Below are 21002 nucleotides of genomic sequence, written 5' to 3' on the forward strand. Positions count from 1 at the left end.
ATTCAACTACTTGATACTAGATCCCAGCTACTTGCTACCAAAATCCAGTGTCTTGCATCTCACGTCTAGCGTCTAAAAATGAAAGGTTTCCGATTTACCCAATATGTCCCACCCCAAGACCCGGAGAAAAACACCTTCGAAAACCTGCTGAATATTTTCCTTCAGCTGGTAACCATGACCGGTGGAGATGTAGCCGAAGCGCTGAGTTGGCTGACCAATCTAGACAAGCGCTATAATCTTACCAACCCCAATTATGGCATCGGTGACTTTATCGAGGATCTGAAATCCAAGGGCTATCTGACTGAAGAAAACCAAAAAGGTGAATTCAAAATCACAGGAAAAGCCGAGCAAACTATCCGAAAATCAGCCCTGGAAGAAATCTTCGGCAAGCTCAAACGAGGCAAGTCCGGTCAACATAAAACCACCCATTCCGGACAGGGAGAGGAGAGAGGAACCGACCGTCGGGCCTATGAATTCGGCGACAATCTGGATCAAATTGCACTGACAGACTCTCTTAGAAATGCACAAGCCAACCATGGACTTTCAGGAGATTATCTGCTTACGGAAGACGATTTGGAAGTGGTGGAGACGGAATATCGCTCCCAAACCTCCACGGTACTGATGATCGACATTTCCCACTCGATGATTTTATATGGGGAAGATCGAATCACTCCGGCAAAAAAGGTGGCCATGGCCTTGGCCGAACTGATCAAAACCCGCTATCCAAAGGACACGCTGGATATCATCGTCTTTGGAAATGATGCTTGGCAGATCGAAATTAAGGATTTGCCTTATCTCCAAGTGGGACCTTACCATACCAATACCGTTGCCGGCTTGGAGCTTGCTATGGATTTGCTACGCAGGAGAAAAAATCCCAACAAGCAGATCTTTATGATCACTGATGGAAAGCCTACCTGCCTGAAGGTCGGGATCAAATACTACAAAAATGCATTTGGCATCGACAGCAAAATCCTGAGCGAAACCTTGAAGCTGGCTGCCCAATGCCGAAAACTGAAAATACCCGTGACGACCTTTATGATCGCCTCGGATCCCTATCTCAAAGAATTTGTCAAAGAGTTTACCAAAGTCAACAACGGCAATGCGTACTACAGCAGCCTAAAGGGACTAGGTGACCTCATTTTTGAAGATTATAGACGCAACCGAACCAAACGATTTTAACCCACATGGACTACCAAAAACTGACTGGAAAAGAGCTCACCCAAATCAAGACCCTTGGCCAACTTAAGGCTTCAGGATATCAACCCAAATCCATCAAAGAAGAACTTCGCGACAACTTGATTTTGAAAATCAAGCGGAAGGAAAACGTCTTCGAGGGAATCTGGGGCTATGAGGATACGGTCATCCCGGATATTGAACGAGCCATCCTTTCTCGACACAACATCAACTTGCTAGGTCTTCGAGGTCAGGCGAAAACCCGAATTGCAAGAATGATGACCCATCTTTTGGATGAATACGTGCCAGTGGTCTATGGTTCAGAATTGAATGACGACCCTTTGCACCCGCTTTCTTCCTTTGCCAAAAACTTAATCGAAGAAAAAGGAGACGATACGCCTATCATTTGGCTTCACCGAGAGGATCGCTACGCAGAAAAATTAGCTACTCCGGATGTCTCGGTGGCTGACTTGATCGGTGATGTGGACCCAATTAAAGCGGCCACCATGAAACTCAGCTACAACGACGAGCGAGTGATTCACTATGGATTGGTTCCACGCTCTCACCGATGCATTTTTGTGATCAATGAATTGCCGGACTTGCAGGCTAGGATTCAAGTTGCTTTATTCAATATTCTTCAGGAAGGAGATATTCAGATTCGAGGCTTCAAATTGAGATTGCCTTTGGATATTCAGTTTGTCTTCACAGCCAACCCGGAAGACTACACCAACCGTGGCAGCATCGTGACCCCGCTCAAGGACCGGATCGAAAGTCAGATCATTACCCACTATCCAAAATCCATCGAAATTGGGAAGAAAATCACCGCGCAGGAAGCCAATTTGGCTGGAAAGCCTGTGGAAAATATTCATGTACCCGAACTGATGAAAGACCTAATCGAGCAGATCGCTATCGAAGCTCGAGGCTCCGAATTTGTGGATGAGAAAAGTGGTGTTTCGGCTCGATTGACCATTTCGGCCTTTGAAAACCTCATTTCCGCAGCAGAAAGAAGACTTTATCTCAATGGAGAAAGCAACACAGTTGTCCGAATCGCCGACTTAATTGGCGTGATTCCAGCCATTACCGGTAAGGTTGAATTGGTCTATGAAGGGGAGCAGGAAGGCGCAGGTCTAGTTGCATACAATTTGATTGGAAAAGCTATAAGAACGCAGTTTGTGAATTATTTCCCTTCCCCAGAACAGAAGAAAAAAGACAAGTCCGGCAATCCTTATGTGATACCTTTAGCTTGGTTCGGAGAAGGAAACGAGCTGGATATTTTAGCTTCCCAATCCGACAAAGAATATAAAACGCTACTGCATTCCGTCCCCGGATTGGAAGAAGTGGTGACTCAGATGGTGAAAACCTTGCCAGAAAAAGAGAAAGAGTTCTTTATGGAGTTTGCCCTTCACGGTTTGGCAGAATATTCCCAATTGAGCAAAAAATTGCTAGACACCGGACTTCAATTCAAGGACCTGTTCAGTTCCATGTTTGACATGGGAGCGGGAGATGAAGATGATGACTTCGATGAAGATGACAATTAAGAAAAGGGGCTTTTGCCCCTTTTTTATTTCAAATGAAGAAGGATCAAAGCTATCAAAGCCGGCAATCCCTGCACAAAAAAGATTTTCTTGCTTGCGGTAAGGGCACCAAAAATCCCTGCGACCAAGACACAACTTAGAAAAAATACCCCAACGTAAAAGGACCATTTTGGATCCTCAATCAACAAGGACCAAATCAATCCCGCTACCAAAAACCCGTTGTACAAACCCTGGTTGGCGGCAAGAACCTTAGTCTTGGGAAACATTTCCTTGGGCAACTGTCTGAAAATCTTCCTCCCCGTCGTCTCCCAGGCAAACATCTCAAACCAGAGAAAGTACAGATGAAGTGCGGCAATCAGGCCAATGAGAATTTTTGAGAGGAGTTCCATAAATTCGCTAGTTTATCATCAAGATAGGAAATTTTGAAGTAGGCAGTTGCCGGTAGGCAGAAGACAAAACTCTGCAAACTGCAAACTGGCTCCTTGAATCATGCCATCGCATACTGCCAACTGATTACTGCCTTTTGATCCCTATCTTTGCCCCATGTCCGAGATTCAATTACCCGCTGATTTTGAAGCACAGATGCTGTCCCTTCTGGGAAAAGAAGAATTTAAAGATTTCAAAGCGGCAATCAATCGGAATCCACGGACCTCCATCCGCCTCAATCCATTCAAAACCTTTGCTCTTTCTTGGCCCAAAAGCCCAATCCCTTGGTCATCCGCAGGCTACTTTTTGGAAGAACGACCCAGTTTTACCCTTGACCCTGCCTTTCATGCAGGTGCCTATTACGTGCAGGAGGCCTCTTCCATGTTTATCGAACACATTCTCAAAAGTCTGCACATCCCCAAAGGGGTTTACCTCGATCTGGCTGGAGCTCCCGGAGGAAAAAGCACGCTTCTTTCCAGCTATCTGGAAAATGAAGGTTTGCTGGTCGCCAATGAAGTCATTCAGTCCCGAGCTCAAATTCTGAAAGAAAATGCAATCAAATGGGGATTGGGAAATATTGTGGTGACCAATAATGACCCCGATCACTTCTCTTCATTTGAAGGTTTTTTTGATTTGGTGTTAGTGGATGCACCATGTTCAGGAGAGGGAATGTTTCGAAAGGATCCTCAAGCTCGGGAGGAATGGTCTTTGGATCATGTGACTCTTTGTTCTTCCCGACAAAAACGCATCATGGATCAAGCAGGAGCGCTAGTCAAAGGAGGCGGTTATTTGATCTATTCCACCTGCACCTTCAATGAGCAGGAAAATGAAGACATGATCCGGTTTCTTACCGAGGAATTCGCCTTTGAGCCTGTTCGAGTACCCCTAGAAAAATCATGGGGAATCGATGAAACTGAAGTAGAAACCGAGGATGGAAGCTTTTTTGGCTATCGTTTTTTCCCACATAAAGTAGAAGGGGAGGGTTTTTTTATCACCGTGTTGAAAAGACCCAATTCGGCTTCCACTCAAGAACCAGGGCGGATCAAGGACTTTAAACATCCTGTATTGAAAGCTTTGGGAAATCGGGACAGTGAGAGATTGGAGCAGGAATTGGGCTTTAACGGAGCGGGAAAGTATTACACGTTGAATGACTCTTATTTTCGAATCAATCAGGAATTTTACAGGTATTTTGAAAAAATCGCCCAAGCTTTAAGCCTTCGCTATTTTGGGGTGGAATTAGGCAAAAAGCAAAAGAACGAATGGATTCCCAGTCATGAATGGGCACTTTCTATTTTACCAAAAGAAGGCTTTTTGACCTATGCTCTCGATCAGGAGCAAGCCTTGGAATTTCTGAGAAAAAATGAGCAATCTTTCGAGGATTTACCTAAAGGCTGGATTCTTTTCACCTACCAAAACCTTCCGCTTGGCTGGGGAAAAAACCTCGGTAATCGAATGAATAATTATTATCCCAAAGAGTGGAGGATCCGGATGTAGTCTTTTTTATTCCTTGATAAAATTAAATCTTGCCCACTGCTTTCTATGCCGCAGTTCATTGCCAGAGAAAATAAATGGAGGAATGTAAACAAGCTTTTCTATGCGAATCTCGTGAATTCCTTCCTTAAGTTCATTGATAGGAATAATTCCAAAAAAGGCTTTTTGACCGGTAATTCCAGAAGTAGTGAGCATCCACTTTTCGCTTGTTACCAAAGAGTCATTCAAAAAAACCTGATAGGTGTCTTCTACTTTTTCAAGTTTTTTCCAACCTAGAGTATCATAATTACTTGTGGACAAAAGTGTCTGTATTCGAGGCAAATCTTGTTCATCTCGTGCATATTTGGCGAGATATAGATTAATCTTATCCCCACTTACGGTAATGGATTCCGTCCAAACTCTGGGAAACCGCACCATTTTATTGTTATACTCCTCGAAATACATGGATTGATCGGGCCAATCATAAAATTCCTCATCCAAATCAGTCATGGGTTGATAATAAGAAAAGCCCTTTAAATCAGCTAAAATAAACGGCACCGCAGCTATAACCAATCCCAATGAAACCAATAGCATAGTCCATTTGCCTAAATGACTAGAAAACACAGCCCCAATGGTTCCATTCATGCTAGTACCTAGAAAGGACTTTAACTTAAATTTTTTAAAAATCGCCCCGATAATTAGCACCCCAAGAATGGAAAGGATAAAGAATAGGTAAAGTACTTGAAAGTCTAAGTTGAAAATCAAGTAAATCCCTGTAAGAAAAATCAGATAAACCGTAATTGAAAATATCGGAATCACTACGGAAAGGGGGTAACCGTAGATCATGCTGCACCATCGCTCCAAATTCAATAAATAGACTCGAGGATGAGGGTATTCCAAGTCCTGAGAAAATTTGAACAGCTTGCTTTTCAATACCCCTTCCGGAAATGCATAAGTGATCCCCAACATACCTGCCCACATAAATCGAAGGAATAAATGGGTAATCAGAAAAATTTTAAAAACCGAAATGATCAATGAAAAATAACCCAAAACCAACATGGCAGGTATTTGTTCCAATCCATAATCCTGAATCATAATAATGGAATAGTCAAAAAGACTGGATGGAATAATAAATAATGCAGCCAAGGAAATCCCTGAAATGATCACTTCAGGCTCCCAGCTGTTCTTTTGCAGGTTTTCCAGCCAAGTAAGGTCTTGCTGCTTTTTGATGTTATCCTCTTCCATGGAAAACAGAATTAATTTCCAATATGCTGATTTTTAATCCATTCCAAAACTTTTCCCCTAGGCAAGGCCTCTACTTTTCTTCCATCCTTGCCGGTCATCGTCTCAGCAGCAAAAAGGGAATTCACAATAGCCTCCTCTGTAGCTTCAATGACAGCCAGGAAAAGGGGCGTCATAGCATCATTTCCGAGAAATTCGGCCTTTTGGAGCTCCTGAGATGGAATGGAATAGGGGATTCTAAGACCCTTACTGGTAGAGAAGGCGATAACATAATCTCCCGAGCCATTGGAAGCAATTCCTCCGGTTTTCGCCAAACCCATCATAGCCCGCTGAGCCATCCTCTCGAGATTTCGCTCCAGAACCGGGGCATCCGTTGCCACCACGATCATGCAGCTCCCGTCAGATTTTTCCAAAGCGTCTTTGAATGGATACTTTTCCAGCTTTTCCCCTACCGGAACCCCGGAGATTTGCAGGTTTCCTCCAAAATTGGTTTGTACTAAAACACCCACCGTATATCCTCCGAGGCTCTCGGGAAGTTTACGGGAAGCAGTACCAATTCCCCCTTTCCAGCCAAAACAAACAGTACCTGTACCTGCCCCAACATTCCCCTCTTCCACCATTCCGGGATTAGCAGCTTCAATTGCCTGAATGACCTCTTCGGAAGAAATATGCATCCCACGAATGTCATTCAGGTAGCCATCGTTGGTTTCCCCGACCACGGCATTAACTGACTGGATAGATTCATTGCCCGGCTGGGCTAAAGAATAGCGAACGACTCCCTCAATCCCAGCAGCCACACTCAGTGTATTGGTCAGAATGATCGGTGATTCCAGATTTCCTAATTCCTGCACTTGGGTGACTCCAGCAAGTTTTCCAAAACCATTTCCCACAAAGATTGCAGCGGGTACTTTATCTTGAAATAGATTGCCCCCATGCGGCAAAATGGCTGTCACTCCTGTCCGGATATCACTTCCCTCAATTTTGGTCAGGTGACCTACTTGGACTCCCTGCACATCAGTGATGGCATTCAATGGTCCGGTGGGCAATATGCCGAATGGTACACCGAGCTCTCTCGGGCGAGATTGGGCGGAAAGAGAGTGAATTGTCAGGGAGAAAAACGCTCCTGCTAAAAGAGACAAGTATTGGGATTTTGGCATGGGGAGACTAATTTTTCAATTTTCAAATCTTCCAATTTTCCAATAATACCTATCTTACTCACCCTTTCCAAGATTCCCTATAAAATGCTCAAAAAACAACGATACGAAGCTTTTATCCATCATTTTTCTGAGAATATGCCGGTGGCAGAGACCGAGTTGGAATACGAAAACCCCTTCCAGCTTTTGGTAGCAGTGGTCCTCTCAGCCCAATGCACAGACAAACGCGTCAACATTGTGACCCGGGAGCTTTTTAAGCATTTTCCTACTGCTGCCCACTTGGCAGCTACCCATTTTGATGAGCTTTTTCCCTACATCCGATCCATCTCCTATCCCAACAACAAAACCAAGCACCTCATTGGACTGGGCAAAATGCTGATGGAAGATTTTGGAGGGGAAGTTCCCTCCACGGTAGAAGAACTGGTCAAGCTTCCCGGGGTCGGAAGAAAAACCGCCAATGTCATCACCTCAGTTGTGTGGCAGCAGCCCAATATGGCTGTGGATACCCATGTTTTCCGTGTTTCGAGGCGCTTGGGTTTGGTGCCGATGACCGCCAAAACTCCTCTGGAAGTCGAAAAACAATTGGTCAAACACATTCCCAAACAATACATCCACAAAGCCCATCATTGGCTGATTCTCCATGGCCGCTACACTTGCCTAGCCCGGAAACCTAAATGTGAGGAATGCCAGATCATCCACCTCTGCAAGTATTTTGAGAAAAATCAAAAGCAGAGTAAAAAACAAGAAGGAGAAGCCTGATGTGTGGAATTCATCTGATTTGGGGAAAGGATGCCAATCCTGAAGCCATTGAGGCCATGGTGGCAGATTCTTATCATCGGGGACCGGATCAACAGGACGTCTTTTCCCCTTGGCCGGGACTTTGGATCGGAGTTAATCGTCTGAAAATCCTTCATCCCGGACCGGATGCCGACCAGCCTTTTTGGGCTCCTGACGGAAACAGTCTTCTGATCTGGAACGGAGAGATTTATAATTTTTTGGAGCTGAAAAAACTCCTGTCCCAAATGGGGGTGGAGTTTCTCACAGAGTCAGATACCGAAGTATTGCTGCATTACCTCAGGTTTTTTGGCTTGGATGCATTGAAAAATCTGGAGGGAATGTTTTCCCTAATCTATGTGAATCTCGTGGATCAGTCTGTGGTAGTAGCCAGAGACCGAACAGGAGAGAAACCTCTGTATTTTTCACAAACCCCAGACACATTTGCCCTGTCCTCAGAGACCAGAGGTCTAGCCAGACTAACGCATGCGGAGTTGGAGGTTCATCAAATCGAACCCTACTTCTACCTCCGTAGTCCTATCCCGGAAAAGACCTTTTTCAGAGGAATAAGACCATGGAAGCCCGGCAGATTCAGTAAAATTTCCCAACACAGCACTTTTAGATGGGATACCTTACCCGATCCCGAACCCCCACGAAATCCTCCAAGCCAAGAGTCATTTATCGACTCCCTTAGGCAAGCCGTACTCAGGCAGTTTCATGCGGATGTGCCTCATGGGGTGATGCTCAGCGGGGGTGCTGACAGTTCTTTGCTCTATTCGCTTTGGTATAAAGAAACTGGAATTCCCTTACCGGCTTATACTATTGAGGTGGAAAAAAAATACAGGAAAAAATACGCAGATGCCACCTTTGCCAAGCAGCTGGTTCGGCAAGTGCCAGCGGAGCATCAGTTGGTAGAAGTCACCCAGCAGGTGTTTCTTGATCGCTGGGAAGACTATCTGCAAAGCGTGGATCAGCCCATCGGGGATTCAGCAGGATTTCTGACTTGGCTGATCGGTTTGAAGGCCAAAAATCAGGTGAAAGTCCTCGCCTCCGGTGCCGGTGCAGATGAACTTTGGGGCGGATATCAGCGCCATCAAGCCTTTTATCAATATTTGAAGTATCCTGACCTATGGGGTAGAATTGCTCCGACTTTGGCCAATTTACCTTTTGGAAGAACCTGGAAAAAATTCATGCAAGGCATCGATTCCGACCCTAGGGTTACTTTCATGAATTTTGCCGCTCTTCAAAATCCGCCCAAAGAACTTCTGGAGGACTATCTCCGAATCTTCGACACGAATCTGAGTCCCTACAAGCAGGCTTTGGATTTTGACCGGAAAGTATACTTGGTGCAGGATGTCCTGAAAGTCCAAGACAATGCCCTGATGGCCCATGGCATAGAAGGCAGATCTCCCTATTTGGATTCATCGATGATATCGATGTGGAGAAGTGTGGAAGACCAAAAGTCTCTTTTGGGAAAACCTTGGATCAAACAAGGCCTTGAAGACCTCAACTTAAGCTGGATCAGTTCGAGGAGAAAATTTGGCTTTGGACTGCCTCTTCCGGAATGGCTAAGCGAAAACGGTCCTTTTGCCCAACGGGTATTTTCCTCCCTTCGGGAATTTGCACCAATTGCTGAAAAAGAGGGTTCTACCGAGCTGGCGGATTTCTGCAAAAATCCCGAGAAACAGGTTAACGCTCATTTTTTAACCCTTTATAACCTGTTTCTTTTAGCAGAATGGATGAAATTGCACCGAGCATGAGAATCATCTATATCCACCAGTATTTTCGCACCCCGGAAGAAGGCGGGGCCGTACGATCCTACCACCTTGCCAAAGGCTTGGTGGATGCGGGTTTTGAGATGGAGATGATCACTGCTCATGATTTACCCCACTACGATCAGCGCTGGATTGACGGGATCAAAGTCCATTATTTGTCCGCTCCCTATGATCAGAAGTTTGGTTTTGCCAAACGGACGCTTGCCTTTTTCAGCTTCGTTTGGAAAGCAAAGAAACTCCTTCAAAAGCTTTCCCGGCCCGATTTGCTTTATATCACTTCTACTCCTCTGACTACCGGACTGATTGGTCTTTGGGCCAAAAGGAAACTGGCTCTTCCCTACCTCTTTGAGGTCAGGGACCTTTGGCCGGAAGCTCCGATTCAGGTGGGCGCTATCAGAAATTATTTTCTGAAAAAAGCCCTTTATCGGCTGGAAAAAAGAATCTACGATCAATCCATGGGTCTGGTAGCCTTATCTCCGGGTATAGCCGCACACCTGAAAAATATCAGTCCCGCAAAATCAGAGGCCTTAATTCCGAATTTTTCATCATTGCAAACCTTTTTCCCTCAGCAAAAAGACCTTCAAGCTCTAGACTCATTCGGTCTTTCAGATAGCCTCACCATCAGCTATACCGGGGCTTTGGGTCAGGTCAATGCGGTGGAGGAGCTACTTCAACTCGCCGAGATGGCAAAAATTGAAGGAAAAAACTGGAATTTTCTCATCATGGGTAAAGGAAGTCATGAGGAAATTCTGAAAAAGAAAGCACAGGAAATGGGATTGGATCAGGTACGCTTCATTCCTTTTGGGCCCAAGGAAAAAGTCAATCAGATCCTTTCTGTCACGGATTTGGCGTGGATCTCTTTTGCCCACCTGCCCGTGTTGAAAACCAACAGCCCAAACAAGTTTTTTGATGCCCTCGCAGCAGGAAAGCCGATTTTAGTCAATCACAAAGGCTGGGTCTATGATTTGGTCAAAACACACCAAATCGGGATTTCCTGCCTTCCGGGAAAAATGGAAAAAGCTTTCGCCAAACTGGAGAATCTGGAGCAGAACAAGGAGGAATTGAAATCCATGGGAATCCGCAGCCGAAAGTTGGCCGAAACCTATTTTTCCAAAGAATTGGCGGTATCCAGACTTATCGAGGTAATCCGCCCCAAGAAAGCCAATCTTACTCAGGGCGACGAGGTCGATATTCGGACTGCCTGAATATTTTCTCCGCGTCGGGTTCACCCATAAGGACGGCTAAGTCTACCTGCTGATTCATGCGGTAGTCATCCACGACATTCCAGCCCATCCATCTCCCCAACCTGCCCGGAGCTTTGGTGCTGATCGCGTCAGTGAATGGAGCTTCTCCTATGTACTTGCGGATTTCGAATGGATTGGTCTCATACAAGAGTTCATTTTCTACAAAATGAGACCAGATATACTCCTCATTGGCCCAGCATTCTTCGATCTCCTCGGGAGTGTAACCAATGATAAACTGATCGGAGGTACAGGGAAGGATGGACTTGACAAAGTGGTAAGACTTCCCGTAATAAATCATCTCCGAAAGCAGGGTCTTATCCTGAGGATTGGTCTGATTGTATCGGGAGGAAATGGCCAAAACAACCATAGGAACCAGGTATTCTCTTTGGTACCGCTCTGCGATGTAAATGGGCAAATCCGGCTGAAAGCTGTGATCTGAAGGAAGAAAATAATCCAAGCCTATCACCAACATATCCTCTGAAACCAAAAGGTCAGAACCAAAGCCCGACACGAAAGTATAGACCTTTGGAGCTTTGAAATCCGGAAAGTAAAATCGGATGTATCGAAAGGCATTTTCCAAATCGGTCTCCAACCACGAAAGGTCTTCAAACTCCACTTTGACCGAATCATAAAGTGATCTGAGCCCTGGGTCTCCGTGAACCTGAACCAGATTGGAAATCAAGGAATCCTGAGACAAATAGAGGTCTTGCTCCAAAAACTGATCTGCAAACTCAGGATACTTTTCTAGCAAATAGGCAAAATCCAAGGGTGTCTTAGCCTGAAAAAACTCATCCTCCAGCCGCGTTATTTCCAATTCCAATGGTTCACCAAGCAGTTCTGCGTCAAGGGTGCATTCCTCGGTTTTCTTTTGACAGGAACCCATCCAAACCATCAAAAAAGCAATTAAGCCAAGTCGGATTCTATTCATGAAGAAGATTTTTTTGACAAAGTAAGCAAAGCCTGACGAAACCAACGAAGATTCTCCCGGCAGGTTAAGCGTCTTTCGTTTTAACCTCCCGGCAATTCGGTGTATTTTTCAGCGTGAAAAACCGATGGATTACCGCGAAGGCCTTTTTTTCTTTTTTGAGCTTTTCCAAAGTTGCCAATTTCTTGCAACTCTACTTTTCCTTTCATCTCAGCCGATGGCTTGGCAAACCCATTCTTTGGGGTCAGCCGACCACTTTAAGCATTGAGCCGACCACCAGCTGCAATCTCCGCTGTCCAGAATGTCCCTCTGGCTTGCGCTCATTTACCCGGCCTACGGGGATGCTGCAGGATAGGCTTTTTGAGCGGATCATCTCACAGACCAAAAGCAGGCTAACCTGGCTCCATTTGTACTTTCAGGGGGAACCTTTTCTCAATCCCCGATTTTTGGAAATGGTGTCTTATGCGGATTCTGCAGGGATTTTCACCTCCACTTCTACCAACGCCCATTACCTCAGTGAAAGTACTGTGCCAAAGATTCTTTCTTCAGGACTTCGACAGCTTATCGTATCGATGGACGGCATCACACAGGAGATCTATGAAAAGTACCGGATCGGAGGAAATCTGGAAAAAGTAGAAAAAGGGCTGAAACTCTTGCTGGAGGAAAGAACCACACAGGGAAAAATGTTTCCAAGAGTTATTCTTCAGTTTTTGGTCACCGGGCAAAACGAACATCAAATCCCTCGGCTGAAAACTTGGTCCAAGGAAATCGGAGTCGATGAACTTCAACTGAAAACCGCCCAAATCTATGATTTTGAAGAGGGCTCGGAGTTGATTCCATCCGACTTAGGGTATTCCCGGTACATTCCTGATGGAAAAGGGAAATGGAAGCTGAAGAAAAAGATCGAAAACAAGTGTTGGCGAATGTGGCAAGGTGCTGTGATCACCTGGGATGGAAAGGTGGTACCCTGCTGCTTTGACAAAGATGACCAGCATGTGATGGGAAGTCTTCAGACCCAATCCATGGAAGAAATCTGGGCTTCTCCGGCTTATTTTTCCTTTAGAACCCAGCTACTCCAAGACCGAACTCAGATAGAAATCTGCAGAAATTGTACCGAGTAAGAGGAGAAGAGACGGGGGTTTTTAGCATCAAATTTGGTAGAATTAAGAAATTGATGGATTTTTAGTGGTTGATTTGCCCTTAATTCACCTGCAACAGTCTTTTGCCCATGACTTTATTCAAAAGAATCTGGTACTTTTTCGCCTTGGTCTCCATTCCGGTTTTCCTTAGTCCCCAAGCTTTTTCCCAGCAGTCTATGGATATTTCCACCATTCAGGTGGACGAGCTGAGTGATGACCAAATCGAGGAACTGGTCCAAAGAGCCAATGCGGCGGGATTGAGCACGGTAGAGTTTTTGCAAATGGCTCAGATGCGGGGAATGCCCTCGGTAGAAGTAGAAAAACTGAAAAGGAGAATAGAAGCTTTGGACACATCTGGCTCAGCTGCCCGGATGGGTTCGGTTTCCAAAAGAGAACCCCGTCAGCAAGTGGACTTGAACGAGATTACTCAGGGAATCGCCCAATATCAAGAAATTCCAGAGAGCCTTGATGGAGAGACTATCTTCGGATCCTCAATTTTCTACCAAAAAAACAGAAGACTCAGTTTCGAGCCCAGCTTGAATCAAGCCACCCCAAAAAGTTATGTTTTAGGCCCTGGAGACTTGGTCTATGTGGATATCTACGGACAATCCGAAAAATATTACGAGGCAACGGTAAATCCTGAGGGCTTTATTTTGCTTGATAACATCGGCCCTGTATCTGTCTCGGGAAAAAGCCTGGAAGAAGCCACCGCTTTGATCAAAAACCGGGTGAGCAGATTCTATCCCGGACTCAATGGAAGCAACCCAAACACCTTTCTTCAAGTCACCTTGGGCAATGTCCGCACGATCAAAGTGCACATTCTGAATGAGGTGAGACTTCCCGGCACTTTTACCCTCAGTGCGTTTTCCACGGTTTTCAATGCCCTCTATGCGGCCGGCGGACCCAATGCAAACGGAACTCTCCGAGCCATTGAGCTCATCCGCAACAACAAAAAAGTAGCTGAAATCGACGTGTACGAGCTTCTGACCAAGGGAACTGCAAACTTGGATATCCAGCTGCAGGATCAGGATGTGATTTTGGTCAAGCCTTACCTTTCTAGAGTCAAGATATCAGGCGAAGTGAAGCGTCCGATGATTTTTGAGGTAAAGCCGGGAGATAATCTGGAAGACTTGCTAGGGTACGCCGGAGGATTTACCGACTTGGCTTTCCGAGATCGAATAGCAATTTCCAGAATTACCGGAAATCAGCGTTCTGTATCTGACGTCTATCAGAATCAATTTGGCCTGTTTCTTCTCCAAGGAGGAGATGAAATCTCAGTAGGACGGATACTGGATAGGTACTCCAACCGAGTACAGATCAAAGGAGCAGTATTCCGACAAGGAACCTTTGCCCTCTCGGATGGACTCACACTTACTCAGCTCATCAAAAATGCAGAAGGCCTCAAAGGGGATGCTTATACCCAAAGGGCGAGTATTTTAAGGACACGTGAAAATCTAAGTTCGGAAATCATTGAAGTCAACTTAAAGGCAATTCTCGAAGGCACTCAACCTGACATCACTTTACAGCGAGAAGATGTGGTTCGGATTTCGTCCATTTATGATATTCAAAATGAGCGCTATGTTCAGATTTTGGGTGAGGTCAAAAGACCGGGTACTTATCCCTATGCAGAAGGAATGACTCCGGAAGAATTGATTCTTTTAGCAGGAGGACTTCAGGAATCTGCGAACACTCAGGATATTGAGATTGCCAGAAGGCTGGAAGATGCAGATTTGGGCACACTAGCAGATATCATTCCCACTTCAGTAAACCCTGATTTGTCTTTCCGCTCAGATGCTCCCCTGCTTCAGCCTTTTGATCAGGTGATTGTGAGAAAAAGGGCGAATTTCAATATGCAGAAACTGGTGGCGGTAGAAGGTCAGGTCAATTCTCCGGGGATTTTTGCCATCGAAACCAGCTTGGAAAGAGTCTCTGACCTGGTCAATAGAGCGGGAGGATTGAATCAGTTTGCTTACGCAAAAGGAGCAACTTTGATCCGAAGAACTGAATTTTTCAATACCGAATCGGAGCAAATCCGCCGACAAAGAAATCTCGAGGCACTTCGCCTTAAGCTTCTGGAAGACCCCAACAATTCGGAGGCGCAAGAGGAGCTGCTGCAGCGCTTATTTAGGGATTTACCCAAGGAAAAAGCCAATCCTGTAGACTCCCTGCTTTCCAATGCCAAAAAGGAATCTTTGGACCAAATTGCCTTTAGCACTCCCGGATTTGCTGTGAAGTTGAAGGAATCCGAAGCTGTTGCAATCAATCTGGAAAAAATCCTTCAAAGCCCGGGTTCAGCGGAGGATCTTCTGCTGGAAGAAGGAGATATTTTAGCTGTTCCCAAGCTTTTGCAGACAGTCCGAATGAGAGGTGATGTGGTCTATCCGACTACGCTGAGACACGAAACCGGCAGAGGTCTGAAATACTACATCAATGGAGCAGGTGGGTTTGAACGCAGAGCCAACCGAAAGCAAACTTACGTGGTCTATGCCAACGGGGCAGTAAAGCGAACCAAGGGCTTCTTGGGAATCAGAAATTACCCGACAGTGGAGCCAGGGGCAGAAGTGATCGTTCCTACCAAAGGACCGAGAGTTCCTCTTCGATTGGGAGACATTGTAGGAATCACCACAGGCTTAGCCACCTTGGCTTTGGTCCTTTCACAAATTGACTGGAACCAGCCATGACAGAGAACAAGCACTTTTCCGATAGCCAATTTACCCTTCGTGAGGTTGTCCAAAACCTTCGTGATTGGTTCATCTTTTTCTTATCCCAATGGAAAACACTTATCCTAGCGGGGATAGTAGGTTTGGCTTTGGGTGCTTTGGTTTCCATTTTCAAAAAACCCGTTTTTCATGCTGAGACTTCCTTTGTTTTGGAAGAAGGAGACGCCGGTGGAATCAGTCAGATGTCCGGACTGGCTTCCTTGGTTGGGGTGAATTTGGGTTCTTTGGGCAGCACCAGTGGGCTTTTCCAAGGAGACAACATCATGGAACTGTACAGGTCTGACCGCATGCTCGGCGAGACTTTGCTTAGTCCTTTTGATGAAGAAAAATTACTGATTGATCGATTTGTGGAGTTTGAGGAGCTGGATAAAAAATGGGCTTCCAAAGTCGATATTCCTTCCATGGACTTTTCGATTTCCAGAGAGCAGTTTTCTGTAGCCCAGGACTCGGTGGTCAAAGAAGTAGCCAAACTAATTCGGGAAAGGCAGCTTTCGGTTACCAAGCCTGACCGAAAACTGAGCATCATCCAGGTCAGTATTTCTTCCAAAGATGAGGCTTATGCCAAGGTTTTCAACGAAACTCTGGTGAGTAAGGTGAACACCTTTTACTTCGAGACCAAAACCAAAAAAACAGGGGAAAACCTGGCCATTCTCCAATCTCAGGCCGATTCGGTACGTGCTATTTTGGATGAAAGTATCGGTGCTTATGCCTCAGCTCAGGATCGCGTACCCAATGCCAACCCCTTGCTCACGAGCGCAACGGTAGAAAGTCGCAAGCGACAGATCGATGTGCAGGCAACAGGAGCGGTCTATCAGGAAATCGTCAAAAACCTGGAAATCGCCAAGGTAAATCACCGCAACAATTCCCCTTTGATCCAGATCATCGACTCTCCGAGATTTCCTCTCAAGCGAACTGAAATCCGATTGGTCAAAGGAATGGTCTTGGGAGCCATTATTACTGGATTACTCGTTCTTTTTGGACTCTACTTCCGCAGACTGTATCAAAAACATGTGCAGGAAAGCTAAACCCCAGCTGCCATGTTTGAAAAACTCACCTTACTTCCGCTCAGCAATTTTATCCGAAACAAGTCGATCCAGAACTTCTTGTTTCTGGCGATCATTCAGTCCTCCAACGTACTGATTTCCATCATCACCATGCCCTTATTGATTCAAAGCATTGGGGTGGATCAGTTTGGCTTGGTCAATCTGGCTCTATCAGTGATCATTTTGCTGAATATTCTGGTCGGCTTTGGGTATAACCTCAGTGCCCCAAGGGAAGTCGCCATCAATCAGGAAGACAAAGAATCCCTATCCCATTTGGTTTCCAATGTTTTCTCGGGGAAGATTATTCTGGCCTTGGTAGCTACAGTGGTCATTCTCATCGGGGCTTTTGGATTCAACCTCTTTCAGGAATATCGATTGATTTTGGTTTTCTCATCCTTATTGCTTTTCTCTGAAGCCACTCTGCCGCTTTGGTTTTTTCAGGGTATGGAAAAAATGAAGCTGGTCTCCATTGCCAATATTTTCTCCAAACTGCTCTTTTTGATGGGCATTGTGCTCTTCATTCACAGCCCTGAGCAAAGCCAATGGGTCAACTTTATGTTGGGTTTTTTTGGGCTTACTATCAACCTGATGCTCCTTTTTTATATCCATGCATTCATGGGTATCAAGTTTTATCGACCTGAGTTTTCAGCCATTTACCGAAGCTTAAAGGAAAATATCCTTCTTTTCTTCTCCAATTTGGCCAGTCATATCTCCATCAATGGAGGCCTGATTATTCTGAGTTTTTTTTCCGCTGCAGAGACCCTTGGGATGTATAGTTTGGCTGAGCGGGTGGTGATGGTCTTGCGGCTTTTTCCGGCTTTGATCATTCAGGCGATTTTCCCCAATGCTTCTAAATTGCATCAGGAAGATCCGGTTCGCTTTTTCCGCTTTCTCAAAAATGTCTACATGAGAGTTCTGCTGGCAGGAATGCTGATCTCTGCCGGGGCACATTTTACAGCCCCCTGGATTATCCGGGTGCTATCCCGATCAGACTTAGAAGAGTCAGTGATCTATCTGAAAATCTTGGCGGCTGTCCCATTTTTGGCCTGTTTGAATGTGGGAAATGTGACTTTGCTCTTGGTGGCTGATCTGAAGGAATTGCTCTTCAAGGCCAGTTGGATGATGTGCGTCTACATGATTGTGGTCTCAGCGATTTTAACCAGCTATTTGGGAGGCCTTGGGCTTTGTGTAGGAATTATTTCCACTGAGATTGTGGTGTTTTTGATTTGTCTCACCTTGCTCTATCGGCACAAAAAAGACCTGATCCGTGGCTTTTACACCTGATTCATCGGTTGCGATCATTTTGGTCAATTGGAATGGGCTGGAATTTACCCGGGCCTGTCTGAGCTCTTTGGAAAAAGTAGACTATCCCGATTTTCAGATCATTTTGGTGGATAATGATTCCAAAAAACCAGAAGGGCAGGTATTGAAAAAGGAGTTTCCAAAGACTCTTCTTCTGGAAAATGAACAGAATCTGGGCTTTGCCGGAGGAAATAATGCGGGAATCCGAAAAGCTTTGGAAATGGGTTTTACCCATGTACTGCTGCTGAACAATGACACGATAGTAGAGCCTGATTTTTTGGGAAAAATGATGCTGAATCTTTCGAAAAACCCAAAACTGGGAATTGTTCAGCCGATTATTTGCTTTTTGGATGAACCGGAGAAAATCTGGTCGGCAGGAGGAAAGTGGGGCTCATTGCTAGGTCGAGCTAAGACCTTGGGCGATAGAAAAATCCTAAAAAAATATCTGCCTCATTCCAATACTTTAGACTGGGCTACAGGCTGCTGTATGCTATTATCTCGGGAGGCGATTCTTAAGGCGGGACTGCTCAATGAGCAGTATTTCGCTTATTTCGAGGATGTGGAATGGTCGCTGAGAATCGCAAATCAGGGATTTGAAATCGGATTGGTGCCCGATGCAAAAATCTATCATGAAGCCGGGGCCTCCTCCAAAAAATCCCACTCAGAAGGAACCTTAAGCGCAAGAGTTTTCTACTACCATGTGCGGAATCAGTTTTTCCTGCTTAGAAGTCAAAAAGCTCCTTTTGGATTTATTTATCATTTAGGAAGATTTGCGCTTTGGATGTTCTATTTCCTTCTTAGAGGCCGCTTTCAAAAACTCAAAGCTGTTATAAAAGGAATCAAAGACGGGCTGTCTACTCCACTTAAACCCGCTCCGACATGGCCTTGATTTTTTTCATAATAATTGCCTTGGCTGTTGGGGCTGGCTTCCTCTGGACTCTGGAAAAGATGATTTTCCAAGGCAAATGGAGCTATTTTATATATTTCCTGGCGGCCTTTCTTCCATTCTACATTACCAGTCTCAGCGTGGTTTATCTAGCCACTCAATCGGCTGCCGTTGTTGGAGTATTTCAAGTGCTAAAAGAAGTGGTCGTATTGATCGCGCTTTTGGTTTTTATACTCTACCATCGAAAAATCGCAGAATACCCTTTCCGGTTGCAATCTACAGATTGGTTTTTCTTGGCTTTTTTGACTTTGGCCTTTTTATACCTTTTCCTGCCGATTGGACAGGCCTCCTTTCTGAATAAAGCTCTCTATTTTAAGAGCATGGTGATTCCGGGTTTTGTCTATTTTTTGGGCAGAAATACCTCCTTTTCGGATTTTGAAATTCATCGGGTTTTCAAGATCATATTTCTGATTGCCGTTGGAGCTTTTCTGGTCAATCTGGTCGAAAACTTTATTCTCAATGCTCACCTGCAGCAATTCACCGGTTATGCCTTGTACAATCAGGCAATCAATGACATTGATCCCACGGGAAATTTCGGATTGACTTGGACTTTTGAAACCCAAGCGGTAACCAAGCGCCTAGCCAGCTTCTTTTCTGACCCTTTGGAGATGGCGAGTTCGGTTTTGATGGGTTTTGCAGCCGGATTGATTTGGTTTTTGACTAGTAAGAAAGAATACAATTGGCTTTACCTTTTGGTGATGGCCTGTTCTCTTGGGAGTTTGGTATTCTCGGCTTCCAGAGCGGCATTTGGAGCTTTCTTCGTGATGATTTTCTTTATCGCCTTGGTATTTAGACTATACAAACTGATCGGGGCGGGCTTTTTAGCCTTGCTTGCTTTTGGGATTTATGTGGTATTTTTTGCTTCAGAGGATTTTTACTTTTTCGTCATAGATACCCTCACTTTTGAAAATACTTCCAGCATCGGGCACGTGGTCGAATGGCTCTTGGCTTTGGATTCCATGATTGCTAATCCATTGGGAATTGGTCTGGCGATGAGCGGAAATGCCGGAAGTGTAACTGATGAATTGAGAGTTGGCGGAGAAAATCAGTTTCTGATCTACGGAGTGCAATTGGGCTGGATTGGAATGCTATTGTACATCCTGATTATTGCTTCCGGGGTCGTGCTGAGTTTACGGGTATTTTATGGTATCGATTCTACCCCAAAGGCCAGGATCGCCTTTGTCGGTGCTACCACTAAGGTAGGTTTGCTTTTGCCACTTTTTACTGCCAATGCAGAGATGTACACCTACGTGGCTTGGGTAAGTTGGTGGATGATTGGCTTCTCGGTGAGGGAGTATGGGAGGGCTTTCACTAAGGAGTAAGAGGGGTCTAAAATGTCTAACGTTTTCGGGCTTTACGTTCGGGCGGATTTCTGGGCACAAAACTGTCAACCAGCACTGAACTTAAATAGAAGCACAAAGCTCCAAGTTTACACGTCACCCCGCCTGACGTAAAACCCGTCTTACCTGCTGGCGTTATCTATGGATGCTCAATTCCAATTTTGAATTGTTTGTGAAAATATTTCGCAATAATTCTAGTGTCGTTTGTAAACATAAAATTTGAATAAGATTTTAATTCAAACAAAGTTTCTGCGTCAACTAAATCTCTTTCAATGATTAAAGAAGGGCAACTTTGGTTGTTTTCTCCTAATATTTCTACAATCTCTTTTCGCGGTCTTTGAAAGTCAACATAATTAATTTCTAACTCCTGTCTTAATTTAGGGTAGTAACTCAAAAGTCCTTCAATAAAAGCACAATGAGGACAATAATATTTCATACTGTCATCACTGATTTTTAAGTCGGTAAAGTCTGCTTTTAAAAGAAATAATTTTGCCTTCATAAAGTCATTATTTTAAACGTTTTATGTCAATTCGATAATGTTGTAATTGATGTCGGTACGCTTTTAGGAAACATTGACGTATATGCAAAATGAGACCGCTTAGGGAACATATCGCATATAGATTGTTGCACTAAACCTGCGGTAGTTTCTCCGATTAGCAGCCCAAAAGAGGTATCTTTTTGATTCATTCTTAACCGTTTTCAATCATGAAAAAAAAGAGAACCTCCTCCAGACCGCTTGCTCCAAGATAGCGGGATTTGCTGAACTACTGGCCAAGTTTGAGCAAAAAGTTACC

The 21002-nt window shown here is 44.9% G+C and carries 17 protein-coding genes; 12 read left to right on the top strand and 5 right to left on the bottom strand.

Going from position 1 to position 21002, the window contains the following annotated elements:
• The first annotated feature begins 78 nt into the window (after positions 1-78).
• Complete coding sequence (locus AAA938_RS17170) at positions 79-1179, top strand: vWA domain-containing protein (protein WP_338229994.1); 1101 nt, start codon at positions 79-81, stop codon at positions 1177-1179.
• A gap of 5 nt (positions 1180-1184) precedes the next feature.
• The gene (locus tag AAA938_RS17175) at positions 1185-2711 is read left to right on the top strand and encodes a P-loop NTPase family protein (RefSeq protein ID WP_338229995.1); all 1527 of its coding nucleotides are present in this window, start codon (positions 1185-1187) and stop codon (positions 2709-2711) included.
• Positions 2712-2734: 23 nt separating this feature from the next.
• Here the strand turns inward: AAA938_RS17175 and AAA938_RS17180 are convergent, their stop codons facing one another.
• Positions 2735-3097, bottom strand: a complete 363-nt coding sequence (locus tag AAA938_RS17180) for a DUF1304 domain-containing protein (RefSeq protein WP_338229996.1) — start codon at positions 3095-3097, stop codon at positions 2735-2737.
• Between the two features lie 154 nt (positions 3098-3251).
• Between AAA938_RS17180 and AAA938_RS17185 the strand changes: the two genes are divergently transcribed.
• A complete protein-coding gene (locus tag AAA938_RS17185; protein ID WP_338229997.1) occupies positions 3252-4628 on the top strand; it encodes a methyltransferase RsmF C-terminal domain-like protein in 1377 nt (458 codons plus the stop codon).
• 6 nt (positions 4629-4634) lie between these two features.
• Here AAA938_RS17185 and AAA938_RS17190 read toward each other — a convergent pair whose 3' ends face one another.
• A complete protein-coding gene (locus tag AAA938_RS17190) occupies positions 4635-5849 on the bottom strand; it encodes a hypothetical protein (protein ID WP_338229998.1) in 1215 nt (404 codons plus the stop codon).
• 11 nt (positions 5850-5860) lie between these two features.
• A complete protein-coding gene (locus tag AAA938_RS17195; protein ID WP_338229999.1) occupies positions 5861-7003 on the bottom strand; it encodes a DmpA family aminopeptidase in 1143 nt (380 codons plus the stop codon).
• 84 nt (positions 7004-7087) lie between these two features.
• On the opposite strand from AAA938_RS17195, the gene nth reads away from it, so the two are divergent.
• The 3 genes from nth to AAA938_RS17210 are packed head-to-tail and all read left to right on the top strand — an operon-like array spanning position 7088 to position 10754.
• Entirely contained in the window at positions 7088-7759 is a 672-nt protein-coding gene (gene nth, locus AAA938_RS17200; protein WP_338230000.1) for an endonuclease III, read from the top strand.
• Positions 7759-9534, top strand: a complete 1776-nt coding sequence (asnB, locus tag AAA938_RS17205; RefSeq protein WP_338230001.1) for an asparagine synthase (glutamine-hydrolyzing) — start codon at positions 7759-7761, stop codon at positions 9532-9534. The genes nth and asnB overlap by 1 nt, the downstream gene beginning before the upstream one ends.
• Complete coding sequence (locus AAA938_RS17210) at positions 9531-10754, top strand: glycosyltransferase family 4 protein (RefSeq protein ID WP_338230002.1); 1224 nt, start codon at positions 9531-9533, stop codon at positions 10752-10754. Before asnB ends, AAA938_RS17210 begins: the two co-directional genes overlap by 4 nt.
• Here AAA938_RS17210 and gldB read toward each other — a convergent pair.
• A complete protein-coding gene (gene gldB / locus AAA938_RS17215; RefSeq protein ID WP_338230003.1) occupies positions 10717-11721 on the bottom strand; it encodes a gliding motility lipoprotein GldB in 1005 nt (334 codons plus the stop codon). The two genes, AAA938_RS17210 and gldB, sit on opposite strands and share 38 nt — an antisense overlap.
• Positions 11722-11834: 113 nt before the next feature.
• Between gldB and AAA938_RS17220 the strand changes: the two genes are divergently transcribed.
• The 6 genes from AAA938_RS17220 to AAA938_RS17245 all read left to right on the top strand — a co-directional run bounded on the left by AAA938_RS17220 (position 11835) and on the right by AAA938_RS17245 (position 20190).
• Positions 11835-12839, top strand: coding sequence for a radical SAM/SPASM domain-containing protein (locus AAA938_RS17220; RefSeq protein ID WP_338230004.1), 1005 nt, complete (start codon positions 11835-11837; stop codon positions 12837-12839).
• A 107-nt stretch (positions 12840-12946) separates the two neighbouring features.
• Entirely contained in the window at positions 12947-15538 is a 2592-nt protein-coding gene (locus tag AAA938_RS17225) for an SLBB domain-containing protein (protein WP_338230005.1), read from the top strand.
• A complete protein-coding gene (locus AAA938_RS17230; protein ID WP_338230006.1) occupies positions 15535-16602 on the top strand; it encodes a GumC domain-containing protein in 1068 nt (355 codons plus the stop codon). The genes AAA938_RS17225 and AAA938_RS17230 overlap by 4 nt, the downstream gene beginning before the upstream one ends.
• A gap of 12 nt (positions 16603-16614) precedes the next feature.
• Positions 16615-17904 carry an oligosaccharide flippase family protein gene (locus tag AAA938_RS17235; RefSeq protein WP_338230007.1) on the top strand — a complete coding sequence of 430 codons (1290 nt, stop codon included), beginning with the start codon at positions 16615-16617 and terminating at the stop codon, positions 17902-17904.
• Positions 17888-18811, top strand: coding sequence for a glycosyltransferase family 2 protein (locus AAA938_RS17240; RefSeq protein WP_338230008.1), 924 nt, complete (start codon positions 17888-17890; stop codon positions 18809-18811). The genes AAA938_RS17235 and AAA938_RS17240 overlap by 17 nt, the downstream gene beginning before the upstream one ends.
• Positions 18802-20190 (top strand): O-antigen ligase family protein, encoded by a 1389-nt coding sequence (locus AAA938_RS17245; protein ID WP_338230009.1) that lies wholly within the window; start codon positions 18802-18804, stop codon positions 20188-20190. The genes AAA938_RS17240 and AAA938_RS17245 overlap by 10 nt, the downstream gene beginning before the upstream one ends.
• A gap of 157 nt (positions 20191-20347) precedes the next feature.
• Here the strand turns inward: AAA938_RS17245 and AAA938_RS17250 are convergent, their stop codons facing one another.
• Positions 20348-20707 carry a DUF3088 family protein gene (locus tag AAA938_RS17250; RefSeq protein ID WP_338230010.1) on the bottom strand — a complete coding sequence of 120 codons (360 nt, stop codon included), beginning with the start codon at positions 20705-20707 and terminating at the stop codon, positions 20348-20350.
• Positions 20708-21002 lie beyond the last annotated feature (295 nt).

Origin of the sequence: Algoriphagus taiwanensis, assembly GCF_036245645.1 — a bacterium.
GTDB classification, from domain to species: Bacteria; Bacteroidota; Bacteroidia; order Cytophagales; family Cyclobacteriaceae; genus Algoriphagus; species Algoriphagus taiwanensis.

Excerpts from the sequence above, each read along its gene's own strand:
- AAA938_RS17170 (WP_338229994.1), top strand. The coding sequence starts at position 79 with ATGAAAGGTTTCCGATTTACCCAATATGTCCCACCCCAAGACCCGGAG.
- AAA938_RS17175 (WP_338229995.1), top strand. The coding sequence starts at position 1,185 with ATGGACTACCAAAAACTGACTGGAAAAGAGCTCACCCAAATCAAGACC.
- AAA938_RS17180 (WP_338229996.1), bottom strand. The coding sequence starts at position 3,097 with ATGGAACTCCTCTCAAAAATTCTCATTGGCCTGATTGCCGCACTTCAT.
- AAA938_RS17185 (WP_338229997.1), top strand. The coding sequence starts at position 3,252 with ATGTCCGAGATTCAATTACCCGCTGATTTTGAAGCACAGATGCTGTCC.
- AAA938_RS17190 (WP_338229998.1), bottom strand. The coding sequence starts at position 5,849 with ATGGAAGAGGATAACATCAAAAAGCAGCAAGACCTTACTTGGCTGGAA.
- AAA938_RS17195 (WP_338229999.1), bottom strand. The coding sequence starts at position 7,003 with ATGCCAAAATCCCAATACTTGTCTCTTTTAGCAGGAGCGTTTTTCTCC.
- nth (WP_338230000.1), top strand. The coding sequence starts at position 7,088 with ATGCTCAAAAAACAACGATACGAAGCTTTTATCCATCATTTTTCTGAG.
- asnB (WP_338230001.1), top strand. The coding sequence starts at position 7,759 with ATGTGTGGAATTCATCTGATTTGGGGAAAGGATGCCAATCCTGAAGCC.
- AAA938_RS17210 (WP_338230002.1), top strand. The coding sequence starts at position 9,531 with ATGAGAATCATCTATATCCACCAGTATTTTCGCACCCCGGAAGAAGGC.
- gldB (WP_338230003.1), bottom strand. The coding sequence starts at position 11,721 with ATGAATAGAATCCGACTTGGCTTAATTGCTTTTTTGATGGTTTGGATG.
- AAA938_RS17225 (WP_338230005.1), top strand. The coding sequence starts at position 12,947 with ATGACTTTATTCAAAAGAATCTGGTACTTTTTCGCCTTGGTCTCCATT.
- AAA938_RS17230 (WP_338230006.1), top strand. The coding sequence starts at position 15,535 with ATGACAGAGAACAAGCACTTTTCCGATAGCCAATTTACCCTTCGTGAG.
- AAA938_RS17235 (WP_338230007.1), top strand. The coding sequence starts at position 16,615 with ATGTTTGAAAAACTCACCTTACTTCCGCTCAGCAATTTTATCCGAAAC.
- AAA938_RS17245 (WP_338230009.1), top strand. The coding sequence starts at position 18,802 with ATGGCCTTGATTTTTTTCATAATAATTGCCTTGGCTGTTGGGGCTGGC.
- AAA938_RS17250 (WP_338230010.1), bottom strand. The coding sequence starts at position 20,707 with ATGAAGGCAAAATTATTTCTTTTAAAAGCAGACTTTACCGACTTAAAA.